We start from the raw sequence: 22,526 nt of genomic DNA on the forward strand, positions 1-22,526 counted from the left end.
GCCCATGGTTACTTTTGGGCTCTTTTCAAAAGTGACCCGCCGTAAGGGCGGAACCAATATCAGCCGTTACCTAAAAAACGGATATGTACTCAATAAAACCAACCGACCCCAAACCTGGCCCAACTCTTGCTCTACCTCCCAATACTGCATCCCCGACCCCCATGCAGTGGAGACCTTTACCTATGCCAGTCGCCCCGAATTCGCTCCTTCAGGCTGCCCCCGCGGCCAAGCCTCAAGCGCCCGCCGCCAACCCACCGGCAGTGGCTGCGGACCCACGGGACAAGGGCCCTGGCTTCGCTCAAGTGTTCGCCAACCAGGCTTCCAAACCCACGGTCAAGTCCGACGACAACTCGCCCAAGCCCACCGCCGGCAAGTCCTCCGACGCCAGCGCCAAGCCAGCGGCCAGCAGCGACAAACCTGCCGCCAGCACGCCAGCCGTTGCCGATAGCGGCAAACCCTTGCCTGCCACCCCGCCGGCCAAGACCGACGACAGCGCCAGCAAAGATGACGAGGCGCCAACCGACCCGACCCTGGTGCAGCAGCCTCCGGCTGACCCGGTGGTCGACCCGGCCCTGATTGCGACCGTCACTCCGGTAGCTGTGCCAGTGCCAGTGGAAACCTCGGCGCCAGTCACCACGGCCAAGGATGACAAGGCCCAGCCGGTGGTCGCGGCTCCGGTAGCGGCGACCGAGGAAGCCAAGCCAGTCTTCGATCCGGAAGCCGATCCTTTGGACGCCATGCCCGCCGTGCGCCTGGCGATGGAGCAGGGCGGCCACGTCTCGGCCAGCAGTCAGGCCCAGGCCAAAACCGCCCCGGCAGCGACCCAGGATCAACCCACCGCCGCCCAGAACTTTGCCGCCGGCCTGGCCAATATGGTCGACCAGCAAGCCACCAAGGACAGCACTGACACGGGCGGCGACAAGGCCTTCGGCGGGTTGATCGAAGACGGCCTCAAAGACCTGAAGAACGCCAGCAGCGATACCCGTGTCGATGACTTCGCCAACCGCCTGGCGGCATTGACCCAGGCCGCCACGCCGAAAACCGCCAACGCTTTGCCGCCGGTGACCAATGCGCCATTGGCCATGCACCAGAGCGGCTGGACCGACGAAATCGTCAACCGCGTGATGTACCTGTCCAGCGCCAACCTCAAGTCGGCGGAGATCCAGTTGCAGCCGGCCGAGCTCGGTCGCCTGGATATCAAGGTCAACATGACCGCCGACCAGCAAGCCCAGGTCAACTTCATGAGCGCCCACCCGGTGGTGCGTGAAGCGTTGGAAAGCCAGTCCGGCCGCTTGCGCGAGATGTTCGCCCAGCAGGGCATGGGGCAGGTGGACGTCAACGTATCGGACCAATCCCGTGGCCAGGAGCAACAGCAGCAACAGGCCCAGACCGGTGGCGTGAGCCGCAGCGGTGGGCGTAGTGACAGCGGTGACAACGGCGCGCACGTTGACGTGGCTGAAGCCGTGGCACCCGTGACCTCTAATGTGATCGGCTCCAGCGCCGTCGACTACTACGCCTGACTCGAGCCCTGCACAGGCCTATATGTGGGAGCGGCGGTGCGACGACTCGACTTGCTCGCGAATGCGGTGGATCAGTGACAGATGTATCAACTGACATACCCCATTCGCGAGCAAGCCCGCTCCCACATGGGATCTCCAGCGTGACATGTGTCCCTTTCTCCCAGACAACTCTGGCATAACACTTGCTCTTGCCTTTCCGTAGATCTATGAATCCCCGAATAGTGACGGATTATTGGCATGGCGAAGAGCGACGACGCAGCAAAAGCACCCGCAGGCAAAGGTAAGCTCAAGCTTATCCTATTGATAGTCCTGGGCCTGCTCCTGGCCATCGGCGCCTCGGTCGGCGGCACCTGGTACATCATGCACAGCAGTGCCAGCAAGCCGGCACCTGCCGCCGAAACCGCCAGTAACGTCAAGCAACCGGCAATCTTCGAGCCGATGCTTCCGGCCTTTGTCGCCAACTTCAATCAGAACGGTCGCCAACGCTACCTGCAGGTGAGCATCACCTTGCTGGCGCGTAATGCCTCGGACCTGGACGCCCTCAAGGTGCACATGCCGGTGATCCGTAACAACCTGGTGATGCTGTTCTCCAGCCAGAGCTTCGACACACTTGCCACCCCGGTGGGCCAGGAAATGCTGCGCCAGAAGGTCACCGCCAGCGTGCAGGAAGTGGCCCAGAAGGAACTCGGCAAAGTCGTGGTCGAGCAGGCGCTCTTCACTAACTTCGTATTGCAGTAGGATCACGACATGGCCGTGCAAGACCTGCTGTCCCAGGATGAAATCGACGCGCTGCTCCATGGCGTCGACGATGGTCTGGTACAGACCGAAATGGCTGCCGAGCCCGGCAGCGTCAAAAGTTATGACCTCACCAGCCAGGATCGTATCGTCCGTGGACGCATGCCGACCCTGGAGATGATCAACGAACGTTTTGCCCGCTACACCCGCATCAGCATGTTCAACATGCTGCGCCGCTCGGCGGACGTGGCGGTAGGCGGCGTGCAGGTGATGAAGTTCGGTGAATACGTGCACTCGCTGTACGTGCCCACCAGCCTCAACCTGGTCAAGATCAAACCCCTGCGCGGCACCGCGCTGTTCATCCTGGATGCCAAGCTGGTGTTCAAGCTGGTGGACAACTTCTTCGGCGGCGACGGCCGTCACGCCAAGATCGAAGGCCGTGAGTTCACCCCGACCGAATTGCGGGTGGTGCGCATGGTGCTGGAACAGGCCTTCATCGACTTGAAGGAAGCCTGGCAGGCGATCATGGAAGTCAATTTCGAGTACATCAACTCGGAAGTGAACCCGGCCATGGCCAACATCGTCGGCCCCAGCGAAGCCATTGTGGTCTCCACTTTCCACATCGAACTCGATGGCGGTGGCGGCGACCTGCACGTGACCATGCCGTACTCGATGATCGAGCCGGTGCGCGAGATGCTCGACGCTGGCTTCCAGTCCGACCTGGACGACCAGGACGAGCGCTGGGTCAAGGCCCTGCGCGAAGATCTGCTGGACGTCGACGTGCCACTGAGCGCCACCGTGGCCCGTCGCCAGTTGCGCCTGCGCGATATTTTGCACATGCAGCCGGGGGACATCATTCCCGTCGAATTGCCGGACGAAATGATCATGCGCGCCAACGGCGTGCCGTCATTCAAGGTCAAGCTCGGTTCCCACAAGGGCAACTTGGCTCTTCAAGTGGTCGAACCGATCAATCGTCGCTGATCAACACTAATTTCTGCTCCGCCGAGGACATGTAATGGCTACCGAACACGAAAACACTTCCGCCGAAGACCAGGCCCTGGCTGACGAATGGGCGGCTGCCCTGGAAGAAACCGGCGATGTCGGCCAGGACGACATCGACGCGCTGTTGGCCGCTGATGCCGCCACCGCGCCGGCCGGCAACCGCCTGCCGATGGAAGAATTCGGCAGCGTGCCGAAGAACAACGACCCGGTGACCCTCGATGGCCCGAACCTGGACGTGATCCTCGACATTCCGGTGTCGATCTCCATGGAGGTCGGCAGCACCGAAATCAACATCCGCAACCTGCTGCAACTCAACCAGGGCTCGGTGATCGAGCTGGACCGCCTGGCCGGCGAGCCGTTGGACGTGCTGGTCAATGGCACCCTGATTGCCCACGGCGAAGTGGTGGTGGTCAACGAGAAGTTCGGCATCCGCCTGACCGACGTGATCAGCCCGAGCGAACGCATCAAGAAGTTGCGCTGAGATGAAGTATTCGATGGCGGGACTGTTTCTGGCGCTGCCATTGAGCGCCCTCGCGGCTGAGCCGGTCGCGCAAGCCACCGCAGCCGCAGCGCCGGTGGTGAGCAGCGGCATCGGCGGGCAATTGACCCAGTTGGTGCTGGGCCTGTTGCTGGTGGTGGGTTTGATCTTCGCACTGGCCTGGCTGCTGCGCCGGGTGCAGCGCGTGGGGCCGGGCAATGGCCAGGTAATCGAGATGATCGGTTCCCGCGCCCTCGGCCCGCGTGATCGGCTGGTGCTGGTGCAAGTGGGCGAGGAGCAGATCCTGCTCGGCATCACGCCCGGTCGCATCACCCCGCTGCATGTGCTCAAGACCCCGGTGAGCGTGGATCAGAGCCAGTCCGCCACGCCAGAATTCGCCCAGCGCCTGATGGAGTTGCTGGGCAAGGATCAGAAGGATAAGAAGTAATGCGCGTTTTATTGACGCTCATGCTGTTGCTGGCGGCGCCATTGGCGTTTGGCGCCGATCCGCTGTCGATCCCGGCGATCACGCTGGGCACCAACGCGGCCGGCGCGCAGGAATATTCGGTCAGCCTGCAGATCCTGCTGATCATGACCGCGCTGAGCTTTATCCCGGCGTTTGTCATGCTGATGACCAGCTTCACGCGGATCATCATTGTGTTCTCGATCCTGCGCCAGGCCCTGGGCCTGCAGCAGACGCCGTCGAACCAGATCCTCACCGGCATGGCCTTGTTCCTGACGCTGTTCATCATGGCGCCGGTGTTCGACAAGGTGAACCAGCAAGCCCTGCAACCCTACCTGGCGGAGAAAATGACCGCCCAGGACGCGATCGACAAGGCCCAGGGGCCGATCAAGGACTTCATGCTGTCGCAGACCCGCTCCAGCGACCTTGAGCTGTTTATGCGCCTGTCCAAGCGTACCGACATCGCCACCCCGGACCAGGCGCCGCTGACCATCCTGGTGCCGGCGTTCGTCACCTCCGAATTGAAAACCGCGTTCCAGATCGGCTTCATGATCTTCATTCCGTTCCTGATCATCGACCTGGTGGTGGCGAGCGTGTTGATGGCCATGGGTATGATGATGCTGTCGCCGTTGATCATCTCGTTGCCGTTCAAGATCATGCTGTTTGTGCTGGTGGACGGCTGGGCGCTGATTATCGGCACGTTGGCCGGCAGTTTCGGCGGGGTATAGCGCAATGACGCCAGAAGTAGCTGTCGACCTGTTCCGTGAAGCGCTGTGGCTGACCACCGTGATGGTCGCCGTGCTGGTCGTGCCGAGCCTGTTGGTGGGCCTGCTGGTGGCGATGTTCCAGGCCGCAACCCAGATCAACGAACAAACCTTGAGCTTTTTGCCGCGTCTGTTGGTGATGCTGGTCACCCTGATCGTGGCCGGCCCTTGGCTGGTGCAGACCTTCATGGAATACATCCTGCAGTTGTACGGCAGTATTCCGCAGTTGATCGGCTGACCGGATGCAGTCGTTGCTGGCATTGACCGATACCCAGATCAGCACCTGGGTGGCGTCCTTCATCCTGCCGCTGTTTCGCGTGACGGCGATGTTGATGGCCATGCCGGTGTTCGGCACCACCCTCGTACCACGTCGCGTGCGCCTGTACTTCGCGGTGGCGATTACCGTGGTGATCGTGCCGGGTTTGCCGCCGATGCCGCCGGTCAATGCCATTGACCTCAGCGCCTTGCTGCTGATTGCCGAACAGATCCTGATCGGCGCGCTGATGGGCTTCTCCCTCACGCTGTTTTTCCAGGCCTTTGTGGTGGCCGGGCAGATCATCTCGATCCAGATGGGCATGGGCTTCGCCTCCATGGTCGACCCTACCAACGGTGTGTCGGCGGCGGTGATCGGGCAATTCCTGACCATGCTGGTGACCTTGCTGTTCCTGGCAATGAACGGCCACTTGGTGGCGTTCGAGGTGATGACCGAAAGCTTCACCACCTTGCCGGTGGGCTCGGGGCTGGTGGTCAATCATTTCTGGGAAATCGTCGGGCGCCTGGGCTGGGTGTTCGGCGCGTCGCTGTTGCTGGTGTTGCCGGCGATTACCGCGTTGCTGGTGGTCAACATCGCGTTCGGCGTGATGACCCGTGCGGCGCCGCAGCTGAACATCTTCTCGATTGGTTTCCCGTTGACCCTGGTCTTGGGCATGGGGATTTTCTGGATCGGCCTGGCCGACATTCTCAATCAGTATCAACCGCTGGCGACCGACGCCTTGCAGTTCTTACGTGATCTGGCACGGGCGCGCTGAGCCATGGCCGAGAGCGAGAGTGGTCAGGACAAAACAGAAGACCCCACGGAGAAGCGCAAAAAGGACTCCCGGGAAAAGGGCGAGATTGCGCGCTCCAAAGAGCTGAACACTGTTGCGACCATGATGGCCGGTGCCGGCGCCTTGCTGATCTACGGCGGCGGCCTGGCGCTGGACTTGATGGAGCTGATGAAGCACAACTTCACCTTGCCCCGTGAAGTACTGCTCAACCCCGATGCCATGGGTCAGTACCTGTTGCACTCGGGCAAGATCGCGATCCTGGCGGTGCAGCCGATTTTGATCACGCTGCTGCTGGCCGCGCTGATCGGCCCGGTCGCCCTCGGTGGTTGGCTGTTTGCCGCCGGCAGCCTGGCGCCGAAGTTCAGCCGCATGAACCCCGCCGCCGGGCTCAAGCGCATGTTTTCCGCCAAGGCCTTGGTGGAGCTGCTCAAGGCCCTGGCCAAATTCATCCTGATTCTGTTTGTGGCGCTGATGGTGTTGTCGTCCGACATCGACGACCTGCTGCGCATCGCCCATGAACCGCTGGAGTCGGCGATCATCCACAGCGTGCAGGTGGTGGGCTGGAGCGCGCTGTGGATGGCCGCCGGGCTGATCATCATTGCCGCGGTGGATGCGCCGATCCAGTTGTGGGAAAGCCACAAGAAACTGCTGATGACCAAGCAGGAAGTGCGCGACGAGCACAAGGACCAGGAAGGCCGTCCTGAGGTCAAACAGCGTATTCGCCAACTGCAACGGGAAATGTCCCAGCGCAAGATGATGGGCGCAGTACCCGACGCCGACGTGGTCATCACCAACCCGACCCACTACGCCGTGGCGCTCAAATACGACCCGGAGAAGGGCGGCGCGCCGATGCTGTTGGCCAAGGGCAGTGACTTTACGGCGCTGAAGATCCGCGAAATCGCCGTGGCCAATGACATCCTGCTGCTGGAATCGCCGGAGTTGGCGCGGTCGATCTTCTATTCCACCGACCTGGACCAGGAAATCCCCGCTGGGCTCTACCTGGCCGTGGCTCAGGTGTTGGCGTACGTCTATCAGATTCGCCAGTACCGCGCGGGCAAGGGCAAACGGCCGGATCCGCTCAAGGATCTGCCGATTCCACCGGATTTGCGCCGCGATTCCTGATTTCTCACGCCCTACCACTCGTCGTGAATGCCTGTCTACCTGTCAACTTTGACAGTAGGCAGAGGGGCGTTCTCGCGGTTCTATTGCCTGAAGAACTGCGCGAACGCTGTAGATGAGAGGCAGGGAGAGTGGTTTTGAAGGCGGTCAGAGGCGCTGTCAAATATTACGACCAGCAATCCGGGGTGGGTTGGATTGTCCTGGAAAATGGCGAAGATGACGTGCGAGTGAATTTCATCGGTTCGCGAGGCATTCGGCTAGCCGTGGGCCTACGGGTGGAAGTCCGGAGAGTCCATGGGCCCGACGCGGTCTATGCATCCGACGTTCGCGTTATCCCGTAAGTCAGGAGAACGGCAATGGCAACAGGTACGGTGAAATGGTTTAACGCGGCGAAGGGGTTTGGGTTTATTACTCAGGAGGGCGGGGGCGATATTTTTGTCCACTTTTCCGCCATCAAGGGCGACGGTTTCAGGACGCTTGAAGAGAACCAAAAAGTAGAGTTCGAGGTAACGCAGGGGGCCAAAGGCGCTCAGGCCGAGAACGTCCGCGTTGTGTGAGGTCTTCCGCCACTCATCGGCAACTCTCCAGACCTGTCAGTTTTGACAGTAGACCTTTTTGTTGGTCCTACGCTTAGATGGGGTCGTGTTACCGCGCAACGGGTGCGGTAACTTGAATGAATCAAGGAGAGTCATCATGGCGACTGGAACCGTTAGTGTGTCCGATCCAAACAAAGGCTATGTAATTATTACCCCTCGCGATGGTAGCGGGGATATCACGGTAGATTGGCAAGATCTTCAAGCCGCTGGTTTGACCGATCTGAAAGCGAATGAAGGGGTGACTTTCGACAAAGGTGCCGATGGCCGTATTCAGCACCTAAGACGCGGTTAGTTGTTAACCTTTCCCAAAAGAATTCCCCACCTGTATTCCTCTTGAACAAAGTTGGAAGGCTTCTTGCAATACCGCCTGCAAGACGCCCAATTGCGTCAAAACTTTGCTTCAAAGGACACGAGGAATACCGGTGGTGGATCGCTCTCAAATGCTCGGCAACGCCCGCAGCACCCTGACTGACCTCTCGCGAGGCAATCTGGGTGTGCCGTTGTTGTTGCTGGTGATGCTGGCAATGATGATGTTGCCGATGCCGCCGTTCCTGCTGGACGTGTTCTTTACCTTCAACATTGCCCTGTCCGTCGTGGTCCTGCTGGTGTGTGTATACGCCCTGCGGCCATTGGATTTCGCGGTATTCCCGACCATTCTGCTGGTGGCGACCCTGTTGCGGCTGGCGCTGAACGTGGCGTCGACGCGTGTGGTCATGCTGCACGGCCAGGACGGCCACGCCGCCGCCGGTAAGGTGATCCAGGCGTTCGGTGAGGTGGTGATCGGCGGTAACTACGTGGTCGGTATCGTGGTGTTCGCGATCCTGATGATCATCAACTTCGTGGTGGTAACCAAGGGCGCCGGGCGGATTTCCGAGGTGAGCGCGCGGTTTACCCTCGACGCGATGCCCGGCAAGCAGATGGCCATCGACGCCGACCTCAACGCTGGCCTGATCGACCAGAACCAGGCCAAATCGCGCCGCCTGGAAGTGGCCCAGGAAGCCGAGTTCTACGGTTCCATGGACGGTGCCAGCAAATTCGTACGCGGTGACGCCATCGCCGGCCTGCTGATCCTGTTCATCAACCTCATCGGCGGCATGGCCGTGGGTATCTTCCAGCACGGCATGACCTTCGGCGATGCGGGCAAGGTCTACGCCTTGCTGACCATCGGTGACGGTTTAGTGGCGCAATTGCCATCACTGTTGTTATCAACAGCGGCGGCCATCATGGTGACCCGTGCTTCGGGCTCCGAAGACATGGGCAAGCAGATCAGCCGGCAGATGTTCGCTTCGCCCAAGGCGCTGGCCGTGGCGGCGGGCATTATGGCGATCATGGGCATTGTGCCGGGCATGCCGCACGTGTCGTTCTTGAGCATGGCGGCCCTGGCTGGCGGTGCTGCCTACCTGTTCTGGAAGAAGCAGAACCAGGTCAAAGTCATCGCCCAGCAAGAGATCGCACGCCAGCAGGAATTGCTGCCATCCCCGGCCCGCGCCCAGGAAACCAAGGAGCTTGGCTGGGATGACGTCACCCCGATCGACATGATCGGCCTGGAAGTCGGCTACCGCCTGATCCCACTGGTGGACCGCAACCAGGGCGGCCAACTGCTCGCGCGGATCAAGGGCGTGCGCAAAAAACTGTCCCAGGACCTGGGCTTTTTGATGCCTACCGTGCACATCCGGGACAACCTCGACCTGGCGCCGAGTGCCTACCGCCTGACCCTGATGGGCGTGATCCTGGCCGAAGCCGAGATCTACCCGGACCGCGAACTGGCGATCAACCCCGGGCAGGTGTTCGGCAGCCTCAACGGCATTACCGCCAAAGATCCGGCTTTTGGCCTGGACGCGGTATGGATCGAAATCAGCCAGCGCAGCCAGGCACAATCCCTCGGCTACACCGTGGTGGACGCCAGCACCGTGGTCGCAACGCACCTCAACCAGATCCTGTACAAGCACTCCCACGAGCTGATCGGCCACGAGGAAGTCCAGCAATTGATGGGTTTGCTGGGCAAAGCGTCGCCGAAACTGGCCGAAGAGCTGGTGCCGGGCATTCTGTCGCTGTCGCAATTGCTCAAGGTGTTGCAGGCGCTGCTGGCCGAACAGGTGCCGGTCCGCGACATTCGCAGCATTGCCGAGGCCATCGCCAACAATGCCGCCAAGAGTCAAGATACTGCCGCCCTGGTGGCCGCGGTGCGCGTCGGATTGTCGCGCGCAATCGTCCAAAGCATTGTAGGGCTTGACTCCGAGCTGCCTGTGATCACCTTGGAACCCAGGTTGGAACAAATATTGCTCAATAGTATTCAGAAGGCAGGACAAGGCCAGGAAGAGGGCGTTCTGCTGGAGCCAAGCATGGCTGAGAAGCTGCAGCGTTCGTTGATCGACGCCGCGCAGCGCCAGGAAATGCAGGGCCAACCGGTGATCCTGCTGGTGGCAGGCCCCGTCCGGGCGATGTTGTCGCGGTTTGGACGCTTGGCAGTACCGAATTTGCACGTATTGGCTTATCAGGAAATTCCTGACAACAAGCAAGTGACTATCGTCGCGACAGTAGGGCCCAACGGCTGAGGGTAGTGGGTTATGCAAGTGAAGCGTTTTTTCGCCGCCGATATGCGTCAGGCCATGAAACTGGTGCGTGATGAGCTGGGCGCCGACGCCGCGATTATCGGAAACCGTCGTATTGCCGGCGGTGTCGAGCTGACGGCTGCCCTGGATTACACCCCCCAGGCCTTGGCGCCGCGTGTGCCGAACATGGAGCTCGAAGACGAGTTGCGCAAGACCGCTTCGCGCATTGTCTCGGCCCAGGCTGAACTGAGCATGCGCGGCGACAGCGATGCCACCACCAATCGCCAGTTGTTCGCCGGCTTGCCGCTGACCGCTGCCGAGCCGCTGGTCGAGCCAACGTTCAAAGAACCGCCGCGTCCTGCTGCGCCTGCCCCGGCGCCTGCGGTTGACCAGCGGGTGTTTGATTCGATGCGCTTTGAACTCAACGGCCTGCGTGAACTGCTGGAAGTGCAGTTGGGCTCGCTGGCGTGGAACCAGCTGCAAGGCAGCAAGCCGCAACAAGCCAACCTGTGGCGTCGCCTGCAACGCATCGGCCTGTCCGGCCCGTTGTCCCGTGACCTGCTGGCGCTGACCACCGAAATCGAGGAGCCTCGCCAGGCCTGGCGCATGTTGCTGGCCCACCTGGCGCGGATGATCGTCACCCCGGAAATCGAACCCCTGGAAGAGGGCGGCGTGATTGCCATGGTCGGTCCTGCCGGCATGGGCAAGACCACCACCCTGGCCAAGCTCGCGGCCCGTTATGTACTCAAATACGGCGCACAGAACATCGCGCTGGTGAGCATGGACAGCTACCGTATTGGGGCACAGGAGCAACTCAAGACCCTGGGGCGCATTCTCAATGTGCCGGTGACCCACGTCGACCCGGGCCAGTCCCTGGCCAATGCCCTCGACCCGCTGCTGCGCAAGCGCGTGGTCTTGATCGATACCGCCGGCCTGCAAGCCAGCGACCCGGCATTGCGCATGCAGCTGGAAAGCCTGGCCGGGCGTGGCATCAAGTCGAAAAATTACCTGGTGCTTGCAACCACCAGCCAGAAACAGGTTCTTACCGCTGCGTATCACAGCTACAAGCGCTGCGGCCTGGCCGGTTGCATCCTCACCAAGCTCGATGAAACCGCGAGCCTGGGCGAGGTGCTGAGCCTGGCCATCAGTCATGAATTGCCGGTCGCCTACCTGACCGACGGGCCGCGGATCCCGGATGATCTGCATCTACCGCGCCGTCATCAGTTGGTCAGCCGTGCAGTCAGCGTGCAAATGCAAGAAGAGCCTAGCGAGGAAGCGATGGCCGATATGTTCGCCGACCTCTACCACAACCCGGCAAAACGGGTGGGTTGAGGCAGGATGAACACCGTGAAATGTATCTACATCGATGGTCTGCAAGCGATTCACGCGGCCAAGCCATGTAGCCTGCGTCTAAGCAAGACAAGGTAAAGAAATAAAATGGGCAGCATGCATCCCGTACAGGTGATCGCGGTGACCGGCGGCAAAGGTGGCGTCGGGAAAACTAACGTGTCAGTGAATTTGTCCCTGGCCCTGGCAGAGCTTGGCCGTCGTGTCATGCTGCTGGATGCTGACCTGGGCTTGGCGAACGTGGACGTTCTGCTGGGACTGACACCCAAACACACGCTTGCCGATGTGATCGAAGGTCGCTGTGAGCTGCGCGATGTGCTGCTGCAGGGGCCCGGTGGCATCCGTATCGTGCCGGCCGCTTCGGGCACCCAGAGCATGGTGCACCTGAGCCCGGCGCAGCATGCCGGCCTGATCCAGGCGTTCAGTGATATCGGCGACAACCTCGACGTGCTGGTGATCGACACCGCCGCCGGGATCGGCGAGTCCGTGGTCAGCTTCGTGCGCGCCGCGCAGGAAGTGTTGCTGGTGGTCTGCGATGAACCCACCTCGATCACCGACGCCTACGCCCTGATCAAACTGCTTAACCGTGACTATGGCATGAACCGCTTCCGCGTCCTGGCCAACATGGCCCAGAGCCCGCAGGAAGGGCGCAACCTGTTCGCCAAGTTGACCAAGGTCACGGATCGCTTCCTCGATGTCGCCTTACAATACGTCGGCGCAGTTCCCTACGACGAGTGTGTGCGCAAGGCTGTGCAAAAGCAGCGTGCAGTCTACGAAGCGTTCCCTCGTTCCAAATGCGCATTGGCGTTCAAGGCTATTGCCCAGAAGGTCGATACCTGGCCGTTGCCTGCCAACCCGCGTGGGCATCTGGAGTTTTTCGTCGAGCGATTGGTGCATCAGACGAGCGCAGGACCCGTGCTATGACAGCAACCGGCTACAACGCGTACAAGAAGTCTGCCCGTGACAGCCAGGGCGAGTTGATCGAGCGCTACGCGCCCTTGGTCAAGCGCATTGCCTATCACTTGCTGGCACGCCTGCCCGCCAGCGTCCAGGTCGAAGACCTGATCCAGGCGGGCATGATCGGCCTGCTCGAAGTGTCGACTAAGTACGACGCGAGCAAGGGTGCGAGTTTCGAGACGTATGCGGGTATCCGCATCCGTGGCGCGATGCTTGATGAAGTGCGTAAAGGCGACTGGGCGCCGCGTTCAGTGCATCGCAATACGCGCATGGTCAGTGACGCAATTCGCGCAATTGAAGCAAAAACCGGTCGCGACGCTAAAGATCACGAAGTTGCGGCCGAACTCCAATTGAGTCTCGACGATTACTACGGGATTTTGAACGATACCTTGGGCAGCCGCCTGTTCAGTTTCGACGACCTGTTGCAGGACGGCGAACACGAAGGGCTGCACGAGGACGGCGCGAGCGCTCATATGGAGCCATCGCGTGACCTGGAAGATGAGCGTTTCCAGGGGGCGTTGGCGGACGCGATTGCCAATTTGCCGGAGCGTGAGCGGCTGGTGTTGGCGCTGTACTACGACGAAGAGCTGAACCTCAAGGAAATCGGTGAGGTCCTGGGGGTCAGCGAGTCGCGGGTCAGCCAGTTGCACAGCCAGTGCGCAGCCCGCTTGCGGGGGCGTTTGGGAGAGTGGCGAGCGCGCTGACAGGCAGTGTGGGGACACTGCAGACGAGACCGCGAGGGCAACCAGCCTTTGCGGGTTCGACCCGTGGTGCCCCGGCAGTCCTTTTTGTGTAATGCCTGTTGATTGAAATGGCGCGTCCAGGTGCTGGGCGCGTTTAAGACTGCTTGGAGGTCGAATTGGACAAGAACATGAAAATCCTCATCGTTGATGACTTCTCAACGATGCGGCGGATCATAAAAAACCTGTTGCGTGACCTTGGGTTCACTAACACGGTCGAGGCGGATGACGGCATTACGGCGATTCCGATCCTCAACAGCGGGAGCATCGACTTTCTGGTAACGGACTGGAACATGCCGGGCATGACCGGTATCGACTTGCTGCGCCACGTGCGCGCCGACGAAAAACTGCGCAGCCTGCCTGTGCTGATGGTGACCGCCGAAGCCAAGCGTGAGCAGATCATCGAAGCCGCCCAAGCTGGGGTAAACGGTTACGTGGTCAAGCCATTCACTGCTTTGGCCTTGAAAGAGAAGATCGAGAAAATCTTCGAACGCATCCACGGCTAATGCCATCGCGGGGGAGCTATGGAGCATAAAGAAACGTCACAGGGAGACTTCGAGTCGACCCTGAAAAAGCATGCTCACCAGTTGGTCGACAGCCTTGAAAAAGGCCAGTTCGGCGACGCGGTGCAGTTAATCCATGAGCTCAACCAGACCCGTGACCGCGGCCTGTACCAGGAAGTGGGCAAGCTCACACGCGAGCTGCACAGTGCGATCGTCAATTTCCAGATTGACCCGCACATGCCCCAGGCCGAGGAAATCTCGCAGATCACCGATGCCACCGAACGCCTGTCCTATGTGGTCAGGCTGACTGAGGCGGCGGCCAACCGCACCATGGACCTGGTGGAAAACGCCACGCCCCTGGTCAACGGCATGGCCAACGAAGCCCAGGCCCTGAGCAACGACTGGGGCCGTTTCATGCGCCGCGAAGTGGGCGCTGAAGAGTTTCGTGAATTGGCGCGTCGGGTCGAAGGGTTCTTGTCACGCAGCGAGCAGGAAAACCGCACGGTTTCCAGCAACCTCAACGACATTCTGCTCGCCCAGGATTACCAGGACCTCACCGGTCAGGTGATCAAGCGTGTGACCCAGTTGGTCACCGAAGTGGAAAGCAACTTGCTCAAATTAGTGCTTATGGCAGGCCAAGTTGACCGTTTTGCCGGTATTGAACATGACCGCGAAGCGATCCTCTCGGAAAAAGATCCAAAAAAACATCTCGCCAAGGGTGAAGGTCCGCAGATTCATGCCGATAAACGTGAAGACGTTGTATCGGGTCAAGATGATGTCGATGACCTGTTATCCAGTTTAGGCTTCTAAGGAGCACCCACATGAGCTTCGGCGCCGATGAAGAAATCCTTCAGGATTTCCTTGTAGAGGCCGGCGAAATTTTAGAGCAGTTGTCCGAGCAACTGGTCGAGCTGGAAAGCCGACCGGATGATGCGAACCTGCTCAATGCAATTTTTCGCGGTTTTCACACTGTAAAAGGGGGCGCCGGCTTCCTCCAGCTCCATGAGCTGGTGGAGTGCTGCCACATCGCCGAGAACGTGTTCGACATCCTGCGCAAGGGTGAGCGTCACGTTGATTCGGAATTGATGGACGTGATTCTCGAAGCACTGGATGCGGTCAACGGCATGTTCAGCGAGGTGCGCGACCGTGCACCGATTACCGCTGCCACCCCGGAGCTGCTGGCCGCCCTGGCGCGCCTGGCGGAACCGGCGGACACCTCGGCTGCGCCTGTGGTTGAGGCGGCGCCCGAGCCTGTGGCCGAAGCCGAACCGGATGTGACCGACAGCGAGTTCGAACAGCTGCTCAACTCCCTCAGTGCCGTGAAGGCCGAGGCAGAAGCGCCAAAGGCGCCTGTGGCTGCGCCAACCAGCGAAGACATTACCGACGCTGAGTTCGAATCCCTGCTCGACCAGTTGCACGGCAAAGGCCAGTTCGCGGCCGACGCCGTGGCGCCTGCCGCCGCGCCCGAGGCGCCTGCCGCCGCGCCCGAGGCGCCTGCTGCTAAAGCCAGCACCGACATTACCGACGACGAATTCGAAGCGTTGCTCGACCAACTGCACGGCAAGGGCACCTTCGTGGCCGACGCTTTGCCGGAAGTCGCCGCCACGGCCGCACCGCCAGCCGCTGCGAGTGCAGCACCGGCTGGCGACGGCCTGATCTCCGATCATGAGTTCGAATCGCTGCTGGACGAATTGCACGGCAAGGGCAAGTTCAGCGAAGTGGCCCCGGCCGCTGCTGCTGTTGCCACGGCTGCACCGGTTGCTGCCAAGGCAGCTGCCCCGGCTCCGGCCGCCAAGCCTGCGCCTGCAGCGGCGCCTGCTCCGGCACGTGCCGCCGCCGCACCGGTGGCCGAGAAGCCCGCCAGTGAAGCCGAAACCACCGTACGGGTGGATACCGCACGGCTGGACGACATCATGAACATGGTCGGCGAACTGGTACTGGTGCGTAACCGCCTGGTGCGCCTGGGCCTGAGCAGCGGCGATGAAGCCATGCAAAAGGCCGTGTCGAACCTCGACGTGGTCACCGCCGACCTGCAAACCGCGGTGATGAAAACCCGGATGCAGCCGATCAAGAAAGTCTTCGGCCGCTTCCCACGCCTGGTTCGCGACTTGGCGCGTCAGCTCAAGAAAGAAATCAACCTGGAACTGGTGGGTGAAGAAACCGACCTCGACAAGAACCTTGTCGAGGCCTTGGCCGACCCGCTGGTCCACTTGGTGCGCAACGCTGTCGACCACGGCGTGGAAACCCCGGAAGAACGCGAAGCCTCGGGCAAGTCCCGTAACGGCAAAGTGATCCTGGCGGCGGAGCAAGAAGGCGACCATATCCTGCTGTCGATCACTGACGACGGCAAAGGCATGGACCCGGCCATATTGCGCAATATCGCGGTCAAGCGTGGCGTGATGGACAAGGATGCCGCCGACCGCCTGACCGACACCGAGTGCTACAACCTGATCTTCGCTCCGGGCTTCTCGACCAAGACCGAGATTTCCGACGTGTCCGGCCGTGGCGTTGGCATGGACGTGGTGAAGACCAAGATCAGCCAGCTCAACGGCTCGATCAACATCTACTCGACCAAGGGCCAGGGCTCGAAGATCGTGATCAAGGTGCCGTTGACCTTGGCGATCATGCCGACCCTGATGGTGATGCTGGGCAACCAGGCGTTCGCCTTCCCGCTGGTCAACGTCAACGAGATCTTCCACCTCGACCTGTCGCGCACCAATGTGGTGGACGGCCAGGAAGTGGTGATCGTGCGCGACAAAGCGTTGCCCCTGTTCTACCTCAAGCGCTGGCTGGTGGCATCGGCCAAGCATGAAGAGCAGCGTGAAGGCCATGTGGTGATTCTCTCCGTGGGCACCCAGCGCATCGGCTTTGTGGTCGATCAACTGGTGGGCCAGGAAGAAGTGGTCATCAAGCCTTTGGGCAAAATGCTGCAGGGAACCCCGGGCATGTCGGGTGCGACCATCACCGGTGACGGTCGGATCGCGCTGATTCTCGATGTTCCGAGCATGCTCAAGCGTTACGCCGCTCGGCGTATTTGATTCTGGTGGGGCAGGGCGGTATTGCCCGCCCCGCCTAACGGAGTGTTTATGGCAGTCAAGGTCCTGGTGGTGGACGATTCGGGTTTCTTCCGCCGCCGCGTCTCGGAAATTCTTTCCGCCGATCCAAGCATCCAGGTGGTCGGCACGGCCACCAACGGCAAAGAGGCGATTGATCAAGCCATTGCGTTGAAACCGGACGTGATTACCATGGACTACGAGATGCCGATGATGGATGGCATCACCGCAGTCCGGCACATCATGCAACGCTGCCCGACCCCGGTATTGATGTTCTCCTCGCTGACGCACGAAGGCGCCCGGGTCACCCTGGATGCGCTGGACGCTGGCGCGGTGGACTTCCTGCCGAAGAATTTCGAAGACATCTCGCGCAACCCCGAGAAGGTCAAGCAACTGCTGTGCGAGAAAGTGCACAGCATTTCGCGCAGCAACCGTCGTAGCTTGTTCAGCGCGCCCGCGCCGACACCTGCACCGGTTGCGGCACCGGCTGCGCCGACGTCATCGTTTGCTCGCCCTGCGCCTGCGCCGGTTGCACGGCCTGCCGTGGCGCCGGTTCGCGCCGCTGCGCCTGCGGCTGCCCACTCGCCTGCGCCAAAACGCAAAGCCTACAAGCTGGTGGCTATCGGCACGTCCACCGGTGGCCCGGTGGCCCTGCAACGCGTATTGACCCAACTGCCGGCCAGCTTCCCGGCGCCGATCGTGTTGATCCAGCACATGCCCGCTGCGTTCACCAAAGCGTTCGCCGAGCGCCTGGACAAGCTGTGCCGCATCAGCGTCAAGGAAGCCGAGGATGGCGACATCCTGCGTCCTGGCCTGGCGTTGCTGGCGCCGGGTGGCAAGCAAATGATGGTGGACGGCCGTGGCGCGATCAAAATCCTGCCGGGTGACGAGCGCCTGAACTACAAGCCGTGCGTGGATATCACCTTCGGCTCGGCGGCCAAGTCCTACGGCGACAAAGTTCTGGCGGTGGTGCTCACCGGCATGGGCGCCGACGGCCGTGAGGGCGCGCGCCTGCTCAAGCAGGGCGGCAGCGCCATCTGGGCCCAGGATGAAGCCAGCTGCGTGATCTATGGCATGCCCATGGCCATCGTCAAGGCCGACCTGGCCGACGCCGTCTACAGCCTGGACGACATCGGCAAGCATCTGGTGGAGGCCTGCCTCTGATGGATGTCTTGAGCCTGATCGGTATCATCATGGCGTTTGTCGCGATCATTGGCGGCAACTACCTCGAAGGCGGTCACCTTGGCGCCCTGGCCAACGGCCCGGCCGCGTTGATCGTGATTGGCGGCACTGTGGGCGCGGCGTTGTTGCAGTCGCCCATGAGCTCGTTCAAGCGCGCCATGCAGATCCTTATCTGGATCATTTTCCCGCCGCGTGTCGACTTGCCTGGCGGCATCGACCGCGTGGTCAACTGGAGCCTCACCGCGCGCAAGGAAGGCCTGCTGGGCCTGGAAGGCGTGGCCGATGCGGAACCCGACAGCTACGCACGCAAAGGCCTGCAATTGCTGGTCGATGGTGCCGAACCGGAAGCGATCCGCAGCATCCTTGAAGTGGATTTCTACACCCAGGAAAGCCGCGACATCAACGCCGCCAAAGTCTACGAAAGCATGGGCGGCTACGCGCCGACCATCGGCATCATCGGTGCGGTGATGGGCCTGATCCACGTCATGGGCAACCTGGCCGACCCTTCGCAACTGGGCAGCGGTATTGCCGTGGCGTTTGTCGCCACTATCTATGGCGTGGCCAGTGCCAACCTGGTGTTGTTGCCGGTGGCGAGCAAACTCAAGTCGATTGCCATGCGCCAGTCGCGTTACCGCGAGATGTTGCTCGAAGGCATCTTGTCGATTGCCGAGGGCGAGAACCCGCGCTCCATCGAATTGAAGCTCCAGGGCTTCATGGATTGATGGGAGGTATTCATTGTGAGCCGTCGCCGTCGCGAGCCTGAAGAACACGTCAACCACGAGCGGTGGTTGGTGTCCTACGCGGACTTCATCACCTTGCTGTTCGCGTTTTTCGTGGTGATGTACTCCATCTCGTCGATCAATGAAGGCAAGTACAAGGTCATTTCCCAGGCGCTGATCGGTGTGTTCAACGACGCCGACCGCTCGCTCAAGCCGATTCCCATCGGTGAAGAGCGGCCCAAGACCGTGACCCCGGCTAAGCCGCTGGTCAACGACAGCGATGAAACCGCTGCCGGCGTGGGCGGCACCAGCGATCCGCTGAAAAGCATCGCCGATGACATCAGCGCGGCGTTTGGCGACCTGATCAGCTCCAACCAGATGACCGTGCGCGGCAATGAGTTGTGGGTGGAGATCGAGCTTAACTCCAGCCTGTTGTTTGCCAGCGCCGATGCGATGCCCAGCGACCAGGCGTTCACTATTATCGACAAGGTGGCGGCGATTCTGCGGCCGTTCGAGAACCCGATCCACGTCGAAGGCTTTACCGACAATTTTCCGATCAGCACTGCGCAGTACCCGACCAACTGGGAACTGTCGTCAGCGCGTGCCGCGAGCATCGTACGCATGCTGGCGATGCAGGGCGTGAACCCTGGGCGCCTCGCGTCGGTGGGGTATGGCGAGTTCCAGCCGGTGGCCAATAACGCCACGGTAGAGGGCCGCGCGAAGAACCGCCGGGTGGTGTTGGTGGTGTCGCGCAACCTGGATGTGCGCCGCAGCCTGACCGGCACCGGCACCGCCAATGCAACACCGGATGCGGCCCTGAAGCGGGCTGGCACACAAACTGCACCGCCCCCTGTAAAACCGCCGGTTCGTCAGAGCGCCGTCAATTCTCCGTCGCCGGCTCAATAACCTTATGCAATGTCTCGGTCGCGCCTGTGCCTGCCGGGAGGAACCAACCGAATGAGAGTCTGGGCAGTTGCCAATCAAAAAGGTGGGGTCGGTAAGACCACCACGTCCATCGCCTTAGCCGGCTTGCTGGCCGAGGCGGGCAAGCGCGTGGTCGTGGTGGACCTGGACCCGCACGGCTCCATGACCAGCTATTTCGGCTACGACCCGGACGCGCTGGAGCACAGCAACTACGACCTGTTCCTGCACAAGGGCAGCGTGCCGGCTGATCTGCCGGGGCAACTGCTGCTGCCTACCAGCAACGAAAGCATTTCCCTGCTGCCGTCCAGCACCGCCCTGGCCACCCTTGAGCGCCAGTCGCCGGGGCAGAGCGGGTTGGGCCTGGTGATCGCCAAGACCCTGGCGCAACTGTGGCAGGACTTCGACTACGCAATCATCGACAGCCCGCCGTTGCTGGGCGTGCTGATGGTCAACGCCTTGGCGGCCAGCCAACAGCTGGTGATTCCGGTGCAGACCGAGCACTTGGCCGTCAAAGGCCTGGAGCGCATGGTCAGCACCCTGGCGATGATCAACCGTTCGCGCAAACAGGCGCTGCCGTTCAGCATCGTGCCGACCCTGTTCGACCGCCGCACCCAGGCGTCCCTCGGCACCCTGCGCGTGTTGCGCGATGCCTACCCGGACACCATCTGGAACGGCTACATCCCGGTGGACACGCGCCTGCGTGACGCCAGCCGCGCAGGTCTCGCACCGTCGCAGTTCGACGGCAAGAGCCGTGGCGTACTCGCCTACCGCGCGTTGCTCAAGCACCTGTTGTCGCAACAGCTTGTGGCGCAGGTGGCGTGATGAACCGTCCTGTCGAACTCAAGACCCGGCCGCAACTGGCGCTGGAATCCTACCTGGATGCCCTGCTGCAGGATGCGACCGCCGAAGAATTGCCGGAACCGATCCTGGTGCTGGAACCGGCTGTCGAACCCGAAGCCGCGCTGGATGAATTCCAGTTGGCCGTGCGGGAAGAACAAGCCCGTGATGCGCAGGTCGTGGTGCCGATTACACCGGTCGTGGTAGCGCCTGTGGTGGTTGCCCCTGCTCCTGTCGTGGTCGAGCCCGTGGTGGAAGTGCATCTGCCGCCGAGCATCACGCCGCCGCCGGTGACCGGTGATGGTCGACCGAGCTGGGCTGCCGAGCCGTTCGAATGCCTGCTGTTCGACGTCGCCGGCTTGACCCTGGCAGTGCCGCTGGTGTGCCTGGGCTCGATCTATTCCCTGGAAGGCCAGGAGTTGACGCCGCTGTTCGGGCAACCGGAGTGGTTCCTCGGCATCCTGCCCAGCCAGGCCGGCAACCTCAAAGTCCTGGATACCGCGCGCTGGGTCATGCCCGACCGCTACCGCGATGATTTCCGCCAGGGCCTGCAATACGTGATCTCGGTGCAGGGCTACGAGTGGGGGCTGGCGGTGCATCAAGTCAGCCGCTCGTTGCGCCTGGACCCGAACGAAATCAAATGGCGCAGCCACCGCGGCCAACGGCCTTGGCTGGCGGGCACCGTGATCGAACACATGTGCGCGTTACTCGACGTCGCCGAATTGGCTGAGTTGATCGCCAGCGGTGCCGTCAAGTCGATGCCACTGCACAAACACAGTTGATTGAACAATAAGGGCCGCATGCGAATGCGGTCAGTGAAGCACACACGCCGTGTCATGCGGCATTTGAAGGGGTCAGGGGTATGAACAAGTCAGCGTCCGCACAAGGTTTGGATGATCCGATCCTGCAATGGGTGACCTTCAAACTGGACAACGAGTCCTACGGCATTAACGTGATGCGCGTGCAGGAAGTGCTGCGCTACACCGAGATCGCCCCGGTGCCGGGTGCGCCGAGCTACGTGCTGGGCATCATCAACCTGCGCGGCAACGTGGTGACGGTGATCGACACCCGCCAGCGTTTCGGCCTGGTGCCGACTGAAGTCAATGACAACACGCGTATCGTGATCATCGAGGCCGACAAGCAAGTGGTCGGGATCATGGTCGACAGCGTGGCCGAAGTGGTCTACCTGCGCCAATCGGAAGTGGAAACCGCGCCGAACGTGGGTAACGAAGAGTCCGCCAAGTTTATCCAGGGCGTGTGCAACAAGAACGGCGAGCTGCTGATTCTGGTTGAGCTGGACAAGATGATGAGCGAAGAAGAATGGTCGGAACTGGAGAGCATCTGATTGTTCCTTGAGGCCGCGGTGATTGTCCTGGCCCTGTTGTGGGCTGGGACTTTGGCATTTCTGTTGCGCTATGTGCGTCAGCAGCGTGAACTGTTGTTGCAGCAGGCTGAGCGTGATGCTCTGCGTGATCGGCGGGTGCTGGAGTTGGTCAAACGGGTTGATCACTTTCAGCAGAGTGCGGTGAAGGTCGGGGACGAGGTGCATGAATTGCGCGCGATTCTTGCGCCGTTGCCTGACAAACTCGCGCAGATTGAGCAGCGGGATCCTTCGAGTCTTTCGTTTGCCCAGGCTGCCAAGCTGGTGGGGATGGGGGCTACGGTGGATGAGCTTACTCAGTCGTGTGGGTTGACTCAGGCTGAGGCGCAACTGATGAGTAAGTTGCATAAGAGTTGATTGAGTACATATCCGTTATTTAGGTAACGGCCGCCTATGGTTCCGCTCTTACAGCGGGTCACTTTTGGCAAACGCCCCAAAAGTAACCAAAAGGTCTCTGCCCCAACACTCGGCACCTCGCCTAGGCTCGGTGTGCCCTCACTCCGGCTTTGGAGCGTGGGTCGCCGCGATGGGCCATCCTTGGCCCAGCGCGGCTAACCCGGCGTCCTGCCGGGTTACCCACGCTCCAAAGCCTGCGTTCGGCCAGCGTG

At 61.2% G+C, this 22,526-nt stretch carries 25 protein-coding genes; all 25 read left to right on the top strand.

Annotated elements, in window-relative coordinates; genetic code table 11:
* Window positions 1-182 precede the first annotated feature (182 nt).
* The 25 genes from HX812_RS27785 to HX812_RS27905 all read left to right on the top strand — a co-directional run bounded on the left by HX812_RS27785 (window position 183) and on the right by HX812_RS27905 (window position 22,275).
* Window positions 183-1,520, top strand: coding sequence for a flagellar hook-length control protein FliK (locus HX812_RS27785; RefSeq protein ID WP_038849379.1), 1,338 nt, complete (start codon window positions 183-185; stop codon window positions 1,518-1,520).
* A 237-nt stretch (window positions 1,521-1,757) separates the two neighbouring features.
* Complete coding sequence (fliL, locus tag HX812_RS27790) at window positions 1,758-2,258, top strand: flagellar basal body-associated protein FliL (protein ID WP_033900763.1); 501 nt, start codon at window positions 1,758-1,760, stop codon at window positions 2,256-2,258.
* Window positions 2,259-2,267: 9 nt separating this feature from the next.
* Window positions 2,268-3,236: a flagellar motor switch protein FliM gene (gene fliM, locus HX812_RS27795; RefSeq protein WP_027603859.1), complete on the top strand. Its 969-nt coding sequence runs from the start codon at window positions 2,268-2,270 to the stop codon at window positions 3,234-3,236.
* 34 nt (window positions 3,237-3,270) lie between these two features.
* On the top strand, window positions 3,271-3,738 hold the full coding sequence (fliN, locus tag HX812_RS27800) for a flagellar motor switch protein FliN (RefSeq protein WP_033900765.1): 468 nt from the start codon (window positions 3,271-3,273) through the stop codon (window positions 3,736-3,738).
* Between the two features lies 1 nt (window position 3,739).
* On the top strand, window positions 3,740-4,183 hold the full coding sequence (gene fliO, locus HX812_RS27805; protein ID WP_038849374.1) for a flagellar biosynthetic protein FliO: 444 nt from the start codon (window positions 3,740-3,742) through the stop codon (window positions 4,181-4,183).
* Window positions 4,183-4,926 carry a flagellar type III secretion system pore protein FliP gene (gene fliP, locus HX812_RS27810; protein ID WP_016976565.1) on the top strand — a complete coding sequence of 248 codons (744 nt, stop codon included), beginning with the start codon at window positions 4,183-4,185 and terminating at the stop codon, window positions 4,924-4,926. The genes fliO and fliP overlap by 1 nt, the downstream gene beginning before the upstream one ends.
* A 4-nt stretch (window positions 4,927-4,930) precedes the next feature.
* On the top strand, window positions 4,931-5,200 hold the full coding sequence (gene fliQ, locus HX812_RS27815) for a flagellar biosynthesis protein FliQ (RefSeq protein ID WP_010208761.1): 270 nt from the start codon (window positions 4,931-4,933) through the stop codon (window positions 5,198-5,200).
* Window positions 5,201-5,204: 4 nt separating this feature from the next.
* Window positions 5,205-5,990, top strand: a complete 786-nt coding sequence (gene fliR, locus HX812_RS27820; RefSeq protein WP_016976564.1) for a flagellar biosynthetic protein FliR — start codon at window positions 5,205-5,207, stop codon at window positions 5,988-5,990.
* Window positions 5,991-5,993: 3 nt separating this feature from the next.
* A complete protein-coding gene (gene flhB, locus HX812_RS27825; protein WP_033900771.1) occupies window positions 5,994-7,130 on the top strand; it encodes a flagellar biosynthesis protein FlhB in 1,137 nt (378 codons plus the stop codon).
* Between the two features lie 353 nt (window positions 7,131-7,483).
* Window positions 7,484-7,684: a cold-shock protein gene (locus tag HX812_RS27830; protein ID WP_038849368.1), complete on the top strand. Its 201-nt coding sequence runs from the start codon at window positions 7,484-7,486 to the stop codon at window positions 7,682-7,684.
* 136 nt (window positions 7,685-7,820) lie between these two features.
* A complete protein-coding gene (locus HX812_RS27835; RefSeq protein ID WP_038849366.1) occupies window positions 7,821-8,015 on the top strand; it encodes a cold-shock protein in 195 nt (64 codons plus the stop codon).
* A gap of 148 nt (window positions 8,016-8,163) precedes the next feature.
* On the top strand, window positions 8,164-10,278 hold the full coding sequence (flhA, locus tag HX812_RS27840; RefSeq protein ID WP_218168778.1) for a flagellar biosynthesis protein FlhA: 2,115 nt from the start codon (window positions 8,164-8,166) through the stop codon (window positions 10,276-10,278).
* 12 nt (window positions 10,279-10,290) lie between these two features.
* Window positions 10,291-11,607, top strand: coding sequence for a flagellar biosynthesis protein FlhF (gene flhF, locus HX812_RS27845; RefSeq protein ID WP_038849364.1), 1,317 nt, complete (start codon window positions 10,291-10,293; stop codon window positions 11,605-11,607).
* A 105-nt stretch (window positions 11,608-11,712) separates the two neighbouring features.
* Entirely contained in the window at window positions 11,713-12,546 is an 834-nt protein-coding gene (gene fleN / locus HX812_RS27850) for a flagellar synthesis regulator FleN (RefSeq protein ID WP_003192912.1), read from the top strand.
* The gene (gene fliA, locus HX812_RS27855; protein ID WP_016976604.1) at window positions 12,543-13,283 is read left to right on the top strand and encodes an RNA polymerase sigma factor FliA; all 741 of its coding nucleotides are present in this window, start codon (window positions 12,543-12,545) and stop codon (window positions 13,281-13,283) included. The genes fleN and fliA overlap by 4 nt, the downstream gene beginning before the upstream one ends.
* Before the next feature lie 167 nt (window positions 13,284-13,450).
* Window positions 13,451-13,825 carry a chemotaxis response regulator CheY gene (locus HX812_RS27860; RefSeq protein ID WP_015885173.1) on the top strand — a complete coding sequence of 125 codons (375 nt, stop codon included), beginning with the start codon at window positions 13,451-13,453 and terminating at the stop codon, window positions 13,823-13,825.
* A gap of 18 nt (window positions 13,826-13,843) precedes the next feature.
* Window positions 13,844-14,632 (top strand): protein phosphatase CheZ, encoded by a 789-nt coding sequence (locus HX812_RS27865; RefSeq protein WP_028617314.1) that lies wholly within the window; start codon window positions 13,844-13,846, stop codon window positions 14,630-14,632.
* An 11-nt stretch (window positions 14,633-14,643) separates the two neighbouring features.
* Window positions 14,644-16,860 (top strand): chemotaxis protein CheA, encoded by a 2,217-nt coding sequence (locus HX812_RS27870; RefSeq protein ID WP_038849362.1) that lies wholly within the window; start codon window positions 14,644-14,646, stop codon window positions 16,858-16,860.
* Window positions 16,861-16,908: 48 nt separating this feature from the next.
* A complete protein-coding gene (locus HX812_RS27875) occupies window positions 16,909-18,039 on the top strand; it encodes a chemotaxis response regulator protein-glutamate methylesterase (RefSeq protein WP_038849360.1) in 1,131 nt (376 codons plus the stop codon).
* Window positions 18,039-18,779 (top strand): flagellar motor protein, encoded by a 741-nt coding sequence (locus HX812_RS27880; RefSeq protein WP_033900785.1) that lies wholly within the window; start codon window positions 18,039-18,041, stop codon window positions 18,777-18,779. The genes HX812_RS27875 and HX812_RS27880 overlap by 1 nt, the downstream gene beginning before the upstream one ends.
* A 15-nt stretch (window positions 18,780-18,794) precedes the next feature.
* Entirely contained in the window at window positions 18,795-19,682 is an 888-nt protein-coding gene (gene motD / locus HX812_RS27885) for a flagellar motor protein MotD (protein ID WP_033900786.1), read from the top strand.
* Between the two features lie 51 nt (window positions 19,683-19,733).
* Window positions 19,734-20,522, top strand: a complete 789-nt coding sequence (locus tag HX812_RS27890; RefSeq protein WP_028617310.1) for a ParA family protein — start codon at window positions 19,734-19,736, stop codon at window positions 20,520-20,522.
* Window positions 20,522-21,319, top strand: coding sequence for a CheW domain-containing protein (locus HX812_RS27895; RefSeq protein ID WP_038849357.1), 798 nt, complete (start codon window positions 20,522-20,524; stop codon window positions 21,317-21,319). Before HX812_RS27890 ends, HX812_RS27895 begins: the two co-directional genes overlap by 1 nt.
* 80 nt (window positions 21,320-21,399) lie before the next feature.
* Window positions 21,400-21,882: a chemotaxis protein CheW gene (locus HX812_RS27900; protein ID WP_010564003.1), complete on the top strand. Its 483-nt coding sequence runs from the start codon at window positions 21,400-21,402 to the stop codon at window positions 21,880-21,882.
* A complete protein-coding gene (locus tag HX812_RS27905) occupies window positions 21,883-22,275 on the top strand; it encodes a DUF2802 domain-containing protein (protein ID WP_028617308.1) in 393 nt (130 codons plus the stop codon).
* The last annotated feature ends 251 nt before the right edge of the window (window positions 22,276-22,526 follow it).

This window comes from Pseudomonas sp. IPO3749, from assembly GCF_013386605.1.
Lineage (GTDB): Bacteria > Pseudomonadota > Gammaproteobacteria > Pseudomonadales > Pseudomonadaceae > Aquipseudomonas > Aquipseudomonas azotoformans_A.